This is a genomic window from Escherichia sp. WS1368 (assembly GCF_046487485.1).
In the GTDB taxonomy this organism is placed as follows: Bacteria; Pseudomonadota; Gammaproteobacteria; order Enterobacterales; family Enterobacteriaceae; genus Escherichia; species Escherichia coli.
This window is the reverse complement of the sequence record NZ_JBJQJI010000001.1, coordinates 729356-745845: the sequence shown is the minus strand read 5'-3', so window position 1 is coordinate 745845 and position 16490 is coordinate 729356. Positions and strand designations below refer to the sequence as shown.

General features: G+C 48.8%; 9 protein-coding genes and 2 pseudogenes. 6 read left to right on the top strand and 5 right to left on the bottom strand.

Annotated elements, in window-relative coordinates; genetic code table 11:
* Positions 1-185: 185 nt before the first annotated feature.
* Positions 186-1238 (bottom strand): glycosyltransferase family 9 protein, encoded by a 1053-nt coding sequence (locus ACJHYD_RS03570; protein WP_000477867.1) that lies wholly within the window; start codon positions 1236-1238, stop codon positions 186-188.
* Between the two features lie 314 nt (positions 1239-1552).
* Here ACJHYD_RS03570 and shiA point away from each other — a divergent pair, with 314 nt between their 5' ends.
* From shiA to ACJHYD_RS03555, 3 genes are all read left to right on the top strand, one after another.
* Positions 1553-2869 (top strand): shikimate transporter, encoded by a 1317-nt coding sequence (gene shiA / locus ACJHYD_RS03565; protein WP_000378560.1) that lies wholly within the window; start codon positions 1553-1555, stop codon positions 2867-2869.
* A 101-nt stretch (positions 2870-2970) separates the two neighbouring features.
* Complete coding sequence (amn, locus tag ACJHYD_RS03560; protein WP_001060231.1) at positions 2971-4425, top strand: AMP nucleosidase; 1455 nt, start codon at positions 2971-2973, stop codon at positions 4423-4425.
* Between the two features lie 342 nt (positions 4426-4767).
* Complete coding sequence (locus tag ACJHYD_RS03555; protein ID WP_000532923.1) at positions 4768-5484, top strand: YebC/PmpR family DNA-binding transcriptional regulator; 717 nt, start codon at positions 4768-4770, stop codon at positions 5482-5484.
* 755 nt (positions 5485-6239) lie between these two features.
* Here the strand turns inward: ACJHYD_RS03555 and ACJHYD_RS03550 are convergent.
* Together ACJHYD_RS03550 and ACJHYD_RS03545 are read right to left on the bottom strand one after the other, a co-directional pair.
* Positions 6240-6788, bottom strand: coding sequence for a tetratricopeptide repeat protein (locus ACJHYD_RS03550; RefSeq protein ID WP_001578539.1), 549 nt, complete (start codon positions 6786-6788; stop codon positions 6240-6242).
* A 56-nt stretch (positions 6789-6844) separates the two neighbouring features.
* On the bottom strand, positions 6845-11026 hold the full coding sequence (locus ACJHYD_RS03545; protein ID WP_059326696.1) for an RHS element core protein: 4182 nt from the start codon (positions 11024-11026) through the stop codon (positions 6845-6847).
* A gap of 521 nt (positions 11027-11547) precedes the next feature.
* Here ACJHYD_RS03545 and ACJHYD_RS03540 point away from each other — a divergent pair.
* Both ACJHYD_RS03540 and ACJHYD_RS03535 read left to right on the top strand, forming a co-directional pair.
* A complete protein-coding gene (locus ACJHYD_RS03540) occupies positions 11548-12009 on the top strand; it encodes a hypothetical protein (protein WP_033547210.1) in 462 nt (153 codons plus the stop codon).
* Positions 12006-12194, top strand: a complete 189-nt coding sequence (locus tag ACJHYD_RS03535) for a helix-turn-helix domain-containing protein (RefSeq protein WP_001578542.1) — start codon at positions 12006-12008, stop codon at positions 12192-12194. Before ACJHYD_RS03540 ends, ACJHYD_RS03535 begins: the two co-directional genes overlap by 4 nt.
* A gap of 490 nt (positions 12195-12684) precedes the next feature.
* Here ACJHYD_RS03535 and ACJHYD_RS03530 read toward each other — a convergent pair whose 3' ends face one another.
* Positions 12685-12843 carry a hypothetical protein gene (locus ACJHYD_RS03530; protein WP_000301065.1) on the bottom strand — a complete coding sequence of 53 codons (159 nt, stop codon included), beginning with the start codon at positions 12841-12843 and terminating at the stop codon, positions 12685-12687.
* A 267-nt stretch (positions 12844-13110) separates the two neighbouring features.
* Between ACJHYD_RS03530 and ACJHYD_RS03525 the strand changes: the two are divergent.
* Positions 13111-13702 (top strand): annotated as a pseudogene (locus ACJHYD_RS03525) (phage integrase N-terminal domain-containing protein).
* Between the two features lie 1380 nt (positions 13703-15082).
* Here the strand turns inward: ACJHYD_RS03525 and ACJHYD_RS03520 are convergent.
* Positions 15083-16344, bottom strand: a pseudogene (locus ACJHYD_RS03520) (tyrosine-type recombinase/integrase).
* Positions 16345-16490: the final 146 nt, after the last annotated feature.

Here is a 16490-nt window from a genome sequence, read left to right as displayed (position 1 = left end):
CTCTCACAGAAAATGAATAAATAAAAATGCGATACCGCCAGATTCGCGTTCGGTGTGACTATGGTTGTATCCGGTGAGTACAGCTTTGCTCCAAAGACTGGCTTTCTGTAATGATTGACCAGCCACAGAGTATTGATGACACCACCGTTCATAACAGATCGGCATTAATATGCATAAATACTGCCTCATATTCTCGCCAAAACACTTTTTAATGCCTTTGCGAATTCATCCAGACTTATATTGTCAATTTTTTGCCCAACGACGACTGACTCCGAAACATCGGCCATTGCGGGCCATCGCGTTTTGTAATCAGCATAAATTGCAACAACGGGGGTATTATAGGCACTTGCCATATGTAATATTGAGGTGTCAGGAGTTATTGCGATATAAGCATCTTTTATGATTGCTGCCGAACGTTTAATCGAGGGTGATAAGGATAAACGGAAGACATTATTATAACAATCCACTAATACCCTGGCTTTATCTTCCCCTTTTGGTCCATGAACGATCACTATTGGCATATCTGTTTCACTTTGAATTTTTGCTATTAGATTTTCTGCTATCGATAATGAAAATGTACGTTCCTGTGCACTACCTTCTAAATTGAGCGCAATGTAAGCTCCTAACGATCGCATTTCCTCGCGCACCTCATCGAGTACATCCTCACTTAGTGGCAATTCATATATTGGCCTGACTGCTGGAAAACCCGCCTCACGCATCATAAATGCCCATGTCATGGGTACGGGAGCCCGGAGACTCTGATCCATCCGGGACGCGTCCTTACACAAAGGGGAATAGCACTTCATGGTTAAACCAACAACCTGAAAATTCGTTTTTGCTTTCAACTGACTGATAAATATCATCGTTTTCAGGTTCTTTTTACGCATCGCCTCTATACAAAGATCCGGCGTACCGTATTGCAGTGTTATGTTCTTCGCTAAATTTTTTATTTCTTTTAATGTTGCGTGATCCTGCATAGTCATTGTAACTAATGTTAATTTAGTCTGTTCAAGTTTGAGCGCATTAAAGACTTCTAAATTAATAGTCGAAGTAACAATTAAAAGATGCTTTATTTTATGCATTTCAATCGCCCGAATAACTGGAAAGATGGCCATAGCATCGCCAATTTGATCGGGAATATGGATGACAACAAAGTCTGTTTTTCCAATATTGAAATTATTAGCTTTATAATCGTAGTAACTAAATGCAATACGTCTCAACAATGATGCTAAAAACATACCTAACCTCGCCTCCCTACTGGTTATAATGCAATGCAGTCTATCAGACTCATCAGGGTGCTATTTTGTACATATGCGGACTTTTATGTTTCATATCTCGAACCTGTGGGTGCTCTGCTTAATCCTTAAACAACACCAGCAACGCCCGTGCTTTCATCTTCCATCGAATTTTTCATGTTGCCGCTAATCAGCCATAAAATCATTTGCAGATGCGCTCTGTCGAGGTAGTCTCATAAGGTTCGTTTATAGATCGACGGCAATGTGAGTTACCTTTTCCATACTAATTATAAAAAGACAGTACAAACAGGATCATTATGGACTCCACGCTCATCTCCACTCGTCCCGATGAAGGGACGCTTTCGTTAAGTCGCGCCCGACGAGCTGCGTTAGGCAGTTTCGCTGGTGCCGTCGTCGACTGGTATGATTTTTTACTCTATGGCATTACCGCCGCACTGGTGTTTAATCGCGAGTTTTTCCCGCAAGTAAGCCCGGCGATGGGAACGCTCGCCGCATTTGCCACCTTTGGTGTCGGCTTCCTTTTCCGACCGCTAGGCGGTGTCATTTTCGGTCACTTTGGCGACCGACTGGGACGTAAGCGCATGTTAATGCTGACCGTCTGGATGATGGGCATCGCGACAGCCTTGATTGGTATTCTTCCTTCATTCTCGACCATTGGGTGGTGGGCACCTATTTTGCTGGTGACACTGCGTGCCATTCAGGGATTTGCCGTCGGCGGCGAATGGGGAGGCGCAGCGTTGCTTTCCGTTGAAAGTGCGCCGAAAAATAAAAAAGCCTTTTACAGTAGCGGTGTACAAGTTGGCTACGGAGTAGGTTTACTGCTTTCAACCGGACTGGTTTCATTGATCAGTATGATGACGACTGACGAACAGTTTTTGAGCTGGGGCTGGCGCATTCCTTTCCTGTTTAGCATCGTACTGGTACTGGGAGCATTGTGGGTGCGCAATGGCATGGAGGAGTCCGCGGAATTTGAACAACAGCAACATAATCAAGCGGCCGCGAAAAAACGCATCCCGGTTATCGAAGCTCTGTTACGACATCCCGGTGCTTTCCTGAAGATTATTGCACTACGACTGTGCGAGTTGCTGACGATGTACATTGTTACTGCCTTTGCACTTAATTATTCAACCCAGAATATGGGGTTACCGCGCGAACTTTTCCTTAATATTGGTTTGCTGGTCGGTGGATTAAGCTGCCTGACAATTCCCTGTTTTGCCTGGCTTGCCGATCGTTTTGGTCGCCGCAGGGTTTATATCACAGGTGCGTTATTCGGAACGTTGAGCGCATTTCCTTTCTTTATGGCGCTTGAAGCACAATCTATTTTCTGGATAGTTTTCTTCTCCATCATGCTGGCAAACATTGCGCATGATATGGTGGTGTGTGTACAACAACCGATGTTTACCGAAATGTTTGGTGCCAGTTATCGCTATAGTGGCGCTGGAGTCGGTTATCAGGTTGCCAGTGTGGTTGGCGGTGGATTTACACCTTTTATTGCCGCTGCACTCATCACTTACTTTGCCGGGAACTGGCATAGCGTCGCTATTTATTTGCTGGCTGGATGCCTGATTTCCGCAATGACCGCTTTGTTGATGAAAGACAATCAACGCGCTTAATAGCCTGGCGAAGATCATCCGATCTTCGCCTTACACTTTTGTTTCACATTCCTGTGACATACTATCGGATGTGCGGTAATTGTATGGAACAGGAGACACACATGAATAATAAGGGCTCCGGTCTGACCCCAGCTCAGGCACTGGATAAACTCGACGCGCTGTATGAGCAATCTGTAGTCGCTTTACGCAACGCCATTGGCAAATATATTACAAGTGGCGAATTACCTGATGAAAACGCCCGCAAACAAGGTCTTTTTGTCTATCCATCACTGACCGTAACCTGGGACGGTAGCACAACCAATCCCCCCAAAACGCGCGCATTTGGTCGTTTTACCCACGCAGGCAGCTACACCACCACGATTACTCGCCCTACTCTCTTTCGTTCGTATCTCAATGAACAACTTACGTTGCTGTATCAGGATTATGGTGCGCATATCTCGGTGCAACCCTCGCAGCATGAAATCCCTTATCCTTATGTCATCGATGGCTCTGAATTGACACTTGATCGCTCAATGAGCGCTGGGTTAACTCGCTATTTCCCGACAACAGAACTGGCGCAAATTGGCGATGAAACTGCAGACGGCATTTATCATCCAACGGAATTCTCCCCGCTATCGCATTTTGATGCGCGCCGCGTCGATTTTTCCCTTGCGCGGTTGCGCCATTATACCGGTACGCCAGTTGAACATTTTCAGCCGTTCGTCTTGTTTACCAACTACACACGTTATGTGGATGAATTCGTTCGTTGGGGATGCAGCCAGATCCTCGATCCTGATAGTCCCTACATTGCCCTTTCTTGTGCTGGCGGGAACTGGATCACCGCCGAAACCGAAGCGCCAGAAGAAGCCATTTCCGACCTTGCATGGAAAAAACACCAGATGCCCGCATGGCATTTAATTACCGCCGATGGTCAGGGTATTACTCTGGTGAATATTGGCGTGGGACCGTCAAATGCTAAAACCATCTGCGATCATCTGGCGGTGCTGCGCCCGGATGTCTGGTTGATGATTGGTCACTGTGGTGGCTTACGTGAAAGCCAGGCCATTGGAGATTATGTACTTGCACACGCTTATTTACGCGATGACCACGTTCTTGATGCGGTACTGCCGCCCGATATTCCTATTCCGAGTATTGCTGAAGTGCAACGTGCGCTTTATGACGCCACCAAGTTAGTCAGCGGCAGGCCCGGTGAGGAAGTCAAACAGCGGCTACGTACTGGTACTGTGGTAACCACAGATGACAGGAACTGGGAATTACGTTACTCAGCTTCTGCACTTCGTTTTAACTTAAGCCGGGCCGTAGCAATTGATATGGAAAGTGCAACCATTGCCGCGCAAGGATATCGTTTCCGCGTGCCATACGGGACACTACTGTGTGTTTCAGATAAACCATTACATGGTGAGATTAAACTTCCCGGTCAGGCTAACCGTTTTTATGAAGGCGCTATTTCCGAACACCTGCAAATTGGCATTCGGGCGATCGATTTGCTGCGCGCAGAAGGCGACCGACTGCATTCACGTAAATTACGAACCTTTAATGAGCCGCCGTTCCGATAATAAGTTCTGAACCTTCTTATCAGAAATAGATGTGAAGGAGTAAGTAAGACATCTGGCAAATAGCCTGCAATAAACGCGGGCTGTTTGCTTTCTTGGACAGATGCGAGTTTTATTATCGTCTTAATAATTCCCACATATTAAAAGCAAGTATGCTTTCAAAACACAATTATAAAAAATCCCGCCAACAATATAATTTTTTATGAAATTAAATATAAGATTATGACTTTAGAATATTTTTATTTCTAATAGACGAGATTTTTCCTGTTATGATATAATATGCCGAATTAACACATGTTAACGATTTACCAGTAATGTAAATAAATTTTCGAGGAGATCATTCCAGTGGGACGTAAATGGGCCAATATTGTTGCTAAAAAAACGGCTAAAGACGGTGCGACGTCTAAAATTTATGCAAAATTCGGTGTAGAAATCTATGCCGCTGCCAAACAAGGTGAACCCGATCCAGAATTAAACACATCTTTAAAATTCGTTATTGAACGAGCAAAGCAGGCACAAGTTCCAAAGCATGTTATTGATAAAGCAATTGATAAAGCCAAAGGCGGCGGAGATGAAACGTTCGTGCAGGGCCGTTATGAAGGCTTTGGTCCTAATGGCTCAATGATTATCGCTGAGACCTTGACTTCCAATGTTAACCGTACGATTGCTAACGTTCGCACAATTTTCAATAAAAAAGGCGGCAATATCGGAGCGGCAGGTTCTGTCAGCTATATGTTTGACAATACGGGTGTGATTGTATTTAAAGGAACAGACCCTGACCATATTTTTGAAATTTTACTTGAAGCTGAAGTTGATGTTCGTGATGTAACTGAAGAAGAAGGTAATATTGTTATTTATACTGAACCTACTGACCTTCATAAAGGAATCGCGGCTCTAAAAGCAGCTGGAATCACTGAGTTCTCAACAACAGAATTAGAAATGATTGCTCAATCTGAAGTTGAGCTTTCCCCAGAAGATTTAGAAATCTTTGAAGGGCTTGTTGATGCCCTTGAAGATGACGACGATGTACAAAAAGTTTATCATAACGTCGCAAATCTCTAATTATATTTTAAAGAAATCTGTCTTTATGGCAGATTTCTTTAATCTCATATAATCATTATAAAAATATAATGTTCAACTCGTCATATTGATTATAAAAAATCCCCATTCCCAGAGAAATAATATTTATTAAAATTCCAGTTCTTCTTTTTCTGATTACAGAAGGCAAAGTGGCAATTACGCATAGTTTCCCGATAAAAACGCGACAGCGACATCCAGCATAAGGTATTTTTCTCTATACCTTTGTACGGTACTTCACGGAACGAAGTTTTTGACCTTGCGAATCGTGATGTCTGTTGGGGGGCAATTTGCTCACTGAAGCGTGAGACTCGATTAAGCGCACGAAACACAGAAATCAAAAAACCCGGTCACTTTTTTACAAGGTAACCGGGTAAAAATAATTTTTATTTTTTAACTGTCTTGAGACTCATAGAGATGTCTCAAAACTAAAATTTGGCTCCTCTGACTGGGATCGCCGTAGCCATTAATTGGCTGATTGGAAAGCTAAAACAAAAAATCGAGATTGTCAAGACCACCAGAATGACCACCTTTTTTCTGGTAAACATGAACTGAATCCTACGAAGTGTCACTTCACAGAGAAAATACTAAAAATTAAGTCGAGGGCACTGGATGCTAAGTTTTTACCCCTATATGGGAGGAAGGATTACACAGTACTTTATCTTTACTGGCGGCGACTTTATATGCTAGATATATTTCTTGCAATACTGTAACTCTGTGCGAGTAATTATATATAATTATTATTTGGATTGCTTTTTTTTCTGCGTTATTTTTTGTATGTAAAGTTCGGTATTTGTGTCAGGATACAATTTTTTCAATTTTTCAACCCAAATGAGGGCGTCATCGTACCTTCCACTATCCATCATATTTTTGATAATATCTTTTATTGCAAATACACATCCGTTATCCGCAGATAAGTTTAGATAATATTCCGATCCTCTAATATCACCTATTTTTAATAAATATTTTGACATCTGATATTGTGCATAATTATTACCATGTTCCGCTGATTTTTTCAGCCATTGTATTGATTCATCTACTTTTCCTTCTGACTCAAGTTCTCTTGATAAGTTATATTGAGCTATAGCATTTCCATTATTTGCCGATATTATTAACCATTCGTGCTGTTTTCTGTATGATTTTGGCTCGCAAAAAAGGTAATATTTGTACAATTTAAATGCAGCATCACTATCACCTTGTGATGCCTTAAGTTCTTCTTTCCTCACATCATCTGGTGATAAAAAATTGAGCGAATATGTTGATATTATCTTTTCGCTATCATTACTCATATGACCTCCAGAGATAAGGGGGATTGTTATAAATATAAAGAGAAAATACCTCATACCTATGGTTTCCTTCGCTTGAATGTAAACTCATGTCCAGGCTGATTCGTGTCCATTTGCAATTGATTGTTTGCATCATAGAATCCTCCCCAAGGCTCTACCTTACCATTTGAATAGTACCAGTCATATTGGTCAGGAGCATAGACTCTCACACCTAGTTCATCTGCCAATTGCTGTGCAAAAGAGTTATTTCCTTTTCCTGTATTACAGGATAACAGTCTTACTGACATTCCAGGTTTAAATTTAGGATGATTTCGAACCTCATTAGCTAATGTCTTGACATCTATCTTATTATAATTTTCATCATATACTGATTGAGGATCACCATGTGTTCCAATTGTAATGATATTAGGATTATTCCAAACTTTCTCTGCATAATTTCGTATGTCTTCGTTGACTGGGAAGTGGTTTATATCTACGGCTAAGCCAAGAGGATCTGCATAATTTATTGGATTCAGCGGATATTTATATAAATTCCACCCCCCATTTAACCCAATCGGGTCCTGTGTAATATACCTCCCTTGTAACGGCTCGTAGTAACGATAACGATTATAGCACAGCCCCGATTCATCATCGTACTGCTGCCCCGGCAGGCGGTATGGCTGGAACAGATGATGCGGGTTCTCCTCATTAAGCTGATTCCCCCACTCGTCATACTCCCCACGCCATTCCGTTGCACCTTCAGTACTGATAAGCGCCAGCGGCAGTCCCCGGTGGTCGCAGTGATAAAGATGTATTTTTCGCTCAGGCAAATAAACTGGCTCGATCTGTGCCGCCAGCCGCTCCACCGTCAGCCCGCACTGCGCAAGCCACGCCCGGCTTTCGTCACTCACACGGTCTGCCCGGATTTCCCCCTCCAGCCTGTCCAGCAGCCGCACCAGTTCAGGCGGGAACACCACGCCGTGACCATCTTTACTCCCTTCCTGCTGTAACTTCTCCGCCAGGCTTCGCCGCTGCGCTTTCTCCAGTTCGGTCACGTCTGTTTCGATTCTGATGAGCGGCGTGAAGCTTCCCGGCTGGTACACCGTCTGGATACGCGTGGTGTCAGTCTGCACCGTCGTCAGCCTGTCGCCGTCCCACCCGTACCATGTCTCCTCCGGTTTACGCGACAGCGACATCCACCCCGTCAGGTCACGCTCCCGCCGCCATATCCTTTTCGCCATTCGCCGTCCCAGCGGGTCGTAGAGGTAGCGGCTCTCGACCAGTGGCTCGCCATGCTGTATCCGCGTGTAGAACACCAGACGGTGCTGGCTGTCGTAGTGGTAGTGGTGGGTCCGCTCGTCGTCCGTCCGTATCACACCCGCCGGGATGCGGTCCGTCTTCTCCGTCAGCCTGCCGTATTCATCGTAACGGTACAGGTAATGCGCGTCTTCGGCGATGCGGTTATCCGGCCACGCCGTGAGTGTACTGTCCGGATGCAGCTCCGGGTCCGGCAGCCGGTTTCCCGCCGGGTCGGTGGCATACGGGATGCTGATATCCAGGTCCGGTGCGAGGGTGCGTACACTCGCCAGCCTGCCCGTGGCACTGTAGCCGTATTCCCGCGTCTGTCGCGGGCCGCTGATGCGCACAAGGTCGCCGTTGTCATTCCACCCGTAGTCACGGTCATACACCAGGCTGTTCAGGTGCTGGCTCTGTAACTGGCCTGCAGGGGTGTATGTGCTGGTCAGTTCGTATGCGGCATTACTGCCTGCCATGCTGCCAAAGCTGCGCACCGTTTCTCTGTGCAGGCGGTCGCGCGCGTACTCCAGCAGCGGCGTGTCGCCCAGCTTCATCCCCGCCAGGTAACCGCTGCCGTAGGTCAGCCAATCCACAGCAGGCAGGCAGTCCGGCGTGACGCGGTTTGCCAGACCCTGTTCGTTGTAGGCGTGTTTTGTCTCATGCAGCCAGAGCAGTTCCCCCGTCTCCGGGTTATGCACCGTCTGGCACTCGCCGGTGAGACGTCCCTTACGGTTATAGCCGTAATGCACCGCCACCCGGTGACCTTCGCTCAGGTGGCTGATTTCTTTCAGCCAGCCGTGGTCGTTATACCGCCACTGCTCTGCCGGTTCGCCGTTCACCGTGCGGTGTGTGATACGGTCCGATTCGTCGTAGTGCCAGAGGGTGACAAGCCCCTCATCCTCGTTCTGCGTGAGTTTCCCGGTCAGGTCGTAACGGTAACGTTGCGTCCGCCCGTCAAAGCCGCTCTGCTGTATCAGGCGGTCGAGCACATCGTAACTGAAGTCGCTGTGACAGCCGTTCTCGTTGGTCAGGCTGATGACACGTCCGGCAACGTCGTATTCCATGCTGCGCGTCAGCCCGCCCTGCGTGGTACTGACGGCCTTTCCCCACGCATCGTACTGTGTCTCGCTTCTGTTGTCGTCTGGCGTGATAATGGCGGTCAGGTCGCCTGCACCGTTGTACTCATACTGCGTTTCACGGCCCTGCGTATCTTTCACCGAGATTAACTGACCACGGCTGTCATAGCTGCGGTAAAGACTGACACCTTCCTCACGGTGGACCGCCGTCATCTGACCAAAGCGGTCGTATTCATAACGGGTCTGGTAGCCTGAGCAGTCGGTGAAAGTCAGTAACTGCCCGTAACGGCTCCACGTCATCTGCTTGCGGCTACCCGTCGCATCTTCAGTTGCAGAGGGTAATTCACTGTGCGGATTATCATAACTGTAGCGGGTGATATCGCCGTTGCGAGCGGTTTCCTGCGTCAGACGCCCGTACTCATCATATTTCCTGCGCATTTCCAGTCCGTCAGGCCCGGATGCTGAGGTTAACTGGTTCTGGTTGTTATAGTAAAATTCCGATTTCCTGCCGTCCGGCGTGGTGATGCGTGTGACGAGACCCGTCACCACATTCGGACTGTATTCTGTCGTCCGGCCTGCCGCATCCGTCTGTGACTGAAGGCGGCCAATGGAATCGAACTGACTCTGTGTGACGCTGTCGTCAGCGTGCTCTTTTTTCACCACCCGTTTCAGCCCGGCTTCGCCTTCTGTATGCAGCACCTCGCACCGGTTCAGGCTGTCGGTGATGATGATGCGGTTTTTCTCATACTGATAGGTGTAGCTTAAACCCGCCGGATTACGTTGTTCCGTCACGCGCCCGATGTCGTCGTAGCGGTAACGCATCTCCGGCCTGCCTGCGTAACGGTGCGCCACCATCCGGCCCCGGTATTTATCATCGTAAGTAAAGTGGCGCATCTGCGTACCGCTGCGGTCATACACCGCCGCCAGTTCACCGCGTGGCGTCCAGTCGTAGCGCACCAGTGGCGCGGCAGGTAAATTCTCCGGGTATTCCGGGTCATGCGTCAGCCACACCGCTGACAGGCGGATGCCGTTATCCCGGCCATATTCTGTATAGTCCGGCAATGAAACCGGGATATCTGGTCGTTTTGCTCCGGCTGCAACCGCCTGCTGCTGGGCCTCTTCCGCCCGCTGCGCCTGCGTGGTCAGCACCAGGCGGAACTGACGGCCTGCGCCATCGGTCACGCCGGTGATTTCCCCGGTAAATTCGCCAACTGCCTCACGCCGGAAGGTCAGGGTACGCCCGAAGCGGTCCACCAGGCCGGTCAGCACCCGGTACGGCGGCAATGGCGCAGGCAGCATCTCATCCACACCCGGTACCCGCTCACTCCAGCCGAGTATCCACCACGGCCCCTGCGGACTGTTCGTCGCCAGATAAATATGCGGACTCATGCGGAGTTCTTCCGGCAGAGCCTGCCAGAGTGGGGCAAGACGGTGACTTTCATTCAGTTTCGCCACGCCGCCGCGCACCAGCCAGAATAATTCGCTGCGGCTGAAGCCATCCTCACCGGGAAACAGGTGCTCAAAATGAATGCTTCTGCCACCGTTATCATTGAGTATCAGTTCGTTATCGCGTATCTGTAAGCGGATATCAAAGGGTGCTTTCCAGCCAGGACCGAAGATACCGACGGGCGCAGGGGTTTTCGTCCGGTAGCTGCTGTAGGTGCGGGAGAGCACGAACGGTAACGGGCCGGGCAGCGCGAAATCGGTTTCGCCGGGCTGTACTTTTGCACCGAGCAGCGGATTCACCGGGTTACCGGAAGTGAATCCGCCGGGGCACACTGAACAGGCCACGCCGGTTGGCGCGCCAATCCTCACGCCTGCCGACCCCTGGACTATCGGGCCACCTTTCATTGTGGCATCGCCCTGACGTGCTGCCGGTTTTCCGCTCATCGCTGATATCCTTTTTTATGGTTCATCTGGCCTGATGCTGGCGACACCGGACAAAATGATAAATAACGTTACTGTATGAAACGAAATACGCTCTTTTTACATTTATTTTTTTGACTGATATCAACGGGACGAATTAACTGACAGGATATTTACTGGAAAGTGTCTGCATATTGCTCAATATATATTTTATATAAATATAATTGTATTTAATATTTATCGCGTGATTGTATTTTCCTGTGCGTCTGCTTCCGCTAAACCTCTTGCTGAAAATTACCGAACATTGTATTGTTGCGCCGCGCCTGCAAAATCAGGCGTCGGGATTAGCCTCCTGAAGATCCTCACTGACGATACAATATTTGTGTGTCGCGCACGGTCTCATCTCAATGGCGGGATCGGGCGGGGGCGTCGAAAGACGCGCCAGTGTCAGTGAGGCTGGTAAGGCTAACCCCGTCCGGTTCCACCACCCGTGAGATTAGCCTCTCCAGTGGCTGGAATATTTATCACTCACTGTAGACGGCCTTATGGCGACTACTCTCACCTCTGAATGCAATTTACTTGCTGTTCCCTTTAGTGCCGCTACCGATTTCACCGATCTGGCGGAGTACTGCGATCGCGTTGCCACAACGCTCATCGAGTGCTGCGAACCGGCGCTGAAAACGGCGCTCTGTGGCAGGCTTAATACCTGTCTTGCACTGTTGCGGCCCACGCTGAACGAGCCGATCCCACCACATCTGATTGACGGGTTTATTACGAATGATCTTCCCGATGTTTCACCCGGTTTTGAGCCTGATGCAGGATCACTCTGCGATTACTGCCTGGCGCTGACGCAGATACTGAACGGCCACGTGCTGCTGCCGGAAACCGAAACCACGCTGACCGGGCTGCTGTGCGAACTGGTCTGGTATTTTGCCGCCAATCTGAACGCCCCACGCTGGATATGTACTGCTGACGGCATACAGGTTATCGACGGGAGGCCAGCATGATGCAACCCGACTGGCACCCCGCCGATATTATCGCGGGCCTGAGAAAAAAGGGAACATCGCTGGCTGAGGTTTCCCGCAGGGCCGGGCTGGCGTCTTCCACGCTGGCAAATGCGCTGACCCGCTCCAGGCCGCGCGGCGAAAAACTGATTGCGGATGCGCTGGAAACATCACCGGAAATTATCTGACCGTCCAGATACATCGATGATCGGGGCAACCGTACCGGAAGACTCATGCATAAACGCCGATCCTGATGGCTGAACCGTCAGGCGCATTGTTACAGTAAAACCAGACTCTCCCGGCGCGCTGCCTGCTTTTGCTGGCAGCGCGCCGGGAGAAGACAAGCGAAGCGCGGCAGTTTTTCCGTCACCAGGTAAGCAAACAATCTTTTAAACCCGGAAACAGTTTTTCCTTCCTGCACCAGAAATAATGGCGCAGTCTCCCGCCTGCAACAAACTGCCTCCGGGCAGTCCCTTTGTCGCTTCACGTCTGAAAGAAGCGCCTGGCTTCGCCAGCATGGCATCCTTTACCGGCGTTGATCTCTGAAAACGCCGAGGATGCAATAATACCTGCATCTGAGACTGACGTACATATACACCATCACTGCACCAGATACCCGGCTTTACGGGCTGACACTCTGGCTTTGCCGGGTTTTATCTTCTGCTGACAACCAGCGCCTTACATTGACGGGCTGCGGCCTGCATTGCCGTCAGGCTTTGCTGCCGCGTGACCGTCACCCTGCACCAGAAACGTAACGTTTACCCCCTGCACCAGACGAGGCGTCACTTTGGTCGCGCCAGCGAAAAAGCAAAGTGACGCCGCACAACTCACCGCCACAAGCCGCGCCAGTTCTGGCCTGCGCCATATTTCCGCCGTCTGACATGCCCTTTGGGGCCGCTGTCAGCTAAGAGTAAAGGAGAAAAAGATCGATACCGAGGGGGGCAAGAAGCCCCGGAGACACTCCTGCTTCGCAGGCAGTCTGTACTGCGTACAGCCTGAAACTCCCTAAACCTCAACAAACTACCACTCCGGCGTGAAGGTATCGTTCTGGCGCAGCCAAAAAGCACACGCCGGAGACTGTTTGTTTTTGTTGCAGGGGGATTCATGAGTAAATTAAGCAGTGAAATGAAGGCGCTGGCGAAGAAAGCGGGCGGCAGCTTCAAAACGGTGAATGACCGTATCCATATTACAAAACGGTTCAGTGAACATTTACGGGCGCTGAATATCCAGATCCAGCGGGTGGAGCAGATCAAGGTTCGCCATATCGAATGCTACATTGAGGAACGGCTGGAGCTGGATATTGGTTTACGAACGTTGCAAAACGAAATGGCAGCGTTGCGGGCCGTGCTGAGACAGGCTGGACGCAGGCAGGTGATGGAGAAAGCCCGTACTCAGGACGCAGGGCTGGCAGCAGCGCTGGAGATTGCGCGGCTGATGGGGCTGCGTTCGCAGGAGGCGGTACAGAGTTCACAGTCGCTGAAAACGTGGCTGAAAGCCATTTCCCGCGGTGAAACCCGGCTAAAAGTGGTATTTGGCACCAAAGGCGGGCGTCCCCGTTATACGACAGTCCTGGATACTGGCGCAGGGATTCAGCGAAAAGGAGTCACTGGCGCTGACGGCGACGGATCTGGGTCATGGCGACGGTCGCGGTCGCTGGGTGAAACAGGTGTACGGCTACCGCTGGAGGGAGGAATGACTGAATTCATGAATGTCGCAAAATAGTACGTTACTGCGTAACGACAGCGATTTATCGTACCCTCTGTACCGGATCTGGCGCAGGGGGCGAACGGGTTTATATTGTGAAAATATCGTTACAGCATGACGAATAAATATCAACTGATCAGATTCTCCTGCTTAACCAATATAGTTTGCCGGGATATTATAGTGATTACCCTGTAATCACTCGAAACGTTCCCGATTAATAACTGGTGTTTCAATCGTTTTTACCGATATTACGGGACAGGGAAATTTTAAAATGTAAATTCACCGGGGCATCACATTAATTCTGACGCAGGATTATATCTGAAAACTCTCTCTTTGTTTTCCTGCATCTTGTGACATATATTATATGCCCACAGAATGTCTCATAATTTTATAAAAAATGCTGCGACAGTTTTTGACATCATTACCTGCTACATATAGATTAACAATCTTCGGTGCTTCATGTTATTTTTTTGCACTTTGTGATCGTTATCCTGTGGTGAAAATACAGTCTGGTGCAGACTGTCATGGTGTATTTCCGAATAAACTGGCTGCGCCAGAAAGGAAAAGGGCCATAAAGGTTAAGGGGCAATAAGGGGAACAGCGCCTGACCGGAAAGGGCCGAAAACCAAAGGGCCAGGAACTGGCGCAGCCCTGAACAGGTAGAGCGGCGGGACACTGGCGCAGATAACCGATTTACAGGGGCTGGTGCAGATTATTTTGTCTCTGTATAGCTGGTGCAGTGATAATGTGTATCAGGAAAGATTGTCCGGTATTTTATGGCGCATTTTTTGGGATGTATTAAGTGGTAATTCCGTGAAAATATCGATTATTGATAGCTTTTCACCTTCCGTGATTAACATGTTAATCACGGAAGGTGGCTGCCTGTTGAAAACAGATGTATTGATAGGTTTTTCGCCTGAAATCATTGGAAACTAAATAATTTCAGAATTATATCTATCTGGTCTCTGAATATCTGATGCAGTTCTTACAGGTTTCAGAGTATAGGGTCAGGAGATATTCTGGTGCAGATATTCTGGAGTATTAATTGGTATTTCCGTGAAAATATCCCGTATTGATAGGTTTTCATCTTCTGTGATTTGCGGGCAAATCACAGAAGGTAGTTATCTATCAATAATGTATTTATTAATAGGCAGTTGCCTAAAAATATTCTACTGGAATAATTTCCGGTACTTACCTATTTATAAGTGGTTCATTGATTGGTTTTCACCAAAAATTATTTGGGGCCAAATATTTATAGATGCTTTCCGATTGATAATAATAAAAAAACGGCAATACCTATCAACACAAAAAAGCAGATCCCGGTCAATCAGGATCTGCTTTTACATTTTTAATGATTTCCGTTATTTCTGATTCAGGCTGCCTTATGCTGCCGGGCATAAATGTACGGCGCAACATACCCCTCGCGGCACACATCCAGATAATCCGACCACCACTGCATCATGGCCTTTCTGGCCTCCAGATGCTCCGCTTTATGCACATAGGCTGCCCGCACGCTGTTACGCTCCTGGTGGCTCATTTGCCGCTCCACCGTATCGCGTGACCACAGCTCCGACTCCACCAGGGCGCTACAGGCCATCGCCCTGAGTCCATGCCCGCAGATTTCAGTTTTCGTATCATACCCCATCAGGCGTAGCGCCCGGTTGGTGGTGTTTTCACTCATTGGCTTGTACGGGTTATGATCACCGGGAAACACCAGATCCAGATGGCCGGAAAGCTCCTGTATCTGTTTCAGAATGGCAATCGCCTGGCGGGAGAGCGGCACGATATGCGGGGTACGTATTTTTGCGCCACGCCCCGAAAACCGTACTTTGTCGATTGCCTCGCGGGTGGCGGGGATGGTCCAGATTTTGTGCCTGAAATCGATCTCGCTCCAGCGGGCGAAACGCAGTTCGCTGGAACGGATAAACAGGTGCAACGTCAGCACCACCGCCAGCCGTGTTAACTCCCGGCCCTGCTGATAGTCACCGATGCGGCCAAGCAGTTCGGGCAACCGCTCCAGCAGTAACGCGGGGTAGTGATTCTTTACGGGTGAGGCGACAACGCCATCCAGATGCTGCGCCGGATTGCTTTCGGTAAGCCCCTGCTGAACGGCATAGCGCATGATGTTGCTGAGTTGCTGCCGGGTTCGGGACGCGACTTCCAGAAAGCCTTTATCCTCGATAACCCGCAACAAAGCAGTAAATCCTGCGTTTTAAGAGTGGCAACTGGCAGATGACCAATCGCCGGGAAGATATGGTTTTCCATACTGGCGAGAATACGGGCGGCATAATCAGCCGACCATTTTTTGTTGGTTTTGTGCCAGGCCAGCGCCACTGCCTTAAAGCACTTTTCAGGGGAGCAGGCCGCTTTCTCCGCCATGCGCTGCTGCGCCGGGTTGATATTCTGCGCCAGTAACTTACGGATACCGTCGCGCTGTTGCCTGGCTTCTGCCAGTGAGACAAGCGGGTATGCGCCAAGACTGACTCTGGATTCTTTTCCGTTGAAACGATATTTGAGATACCAGATGCGTGAACCGCCCGGATTGACGAGCAGATACAGACCGTGAGAGTCGGAGAGTTTTACCAGACGGGAAGAGGGTTTTAACTTGCGGATTTTAGAATCGTTTAAAGACATTTGGGGGTCACTCCAGAATCGAACCAAACTGACCCCAGATCTGACCACCAAATTATCCCGATACAGAGAGAAAACCAGATACGCACCGGGAAGGATTTTCACGCTAACTTACTGAATCGTAAACAAATAGAGACGTACAGATAAGC

Coding starts and splice junctions, on each gene's coding strand:
- ACJHYD_RS03535 (WP_001578542.1), top strand. CDS start 12,006: ATGATGCAACCCGACTGGCACCCCGCCGATATTATCGCGGGCCTGAGA.
- shiA (WP_000378560.1), top strand. CDS start 1,553: ATGGACTCCACGCTCATCTCCACTCGTCCCGATGAAGGGACGCTTTCG.
- ACJHYD_RS03540 (WP_033547210.1), top strand. CDS start 11,548: ATGGCGACTACTCTCACCTCTGAATGCAATTTACTTGCTGTTCCCTTT.
- ACJHYD_RS03545 (WP_059326696.1), bottom strand. CDS start 11,026: ATGAGCGGAAAACCGGCAGCACGTCAGGGCGATGCCACAATGAAAGGT.
- ACJHYD_RS03570 (WP_000477867.1), bottom strand. CDS start 1,238: ATGTTTTTAGCATCATTGTTGAGACGTATTGCATTTAGTTACTACGAT.
- ACJHYD_RS03550 (WP_001578539.1), bottom strand. CDS start 6,788: ATGAGTAATGATAGCGAAAAGATAATATCAACATATTCGCTCAATTTT.
- amn (WP_001060231.1), top strand. CDS start 2,971: ATGAATAATAAGGGCTCCGGTCTGACCCCAGCTCAGGCACTGGATAAA.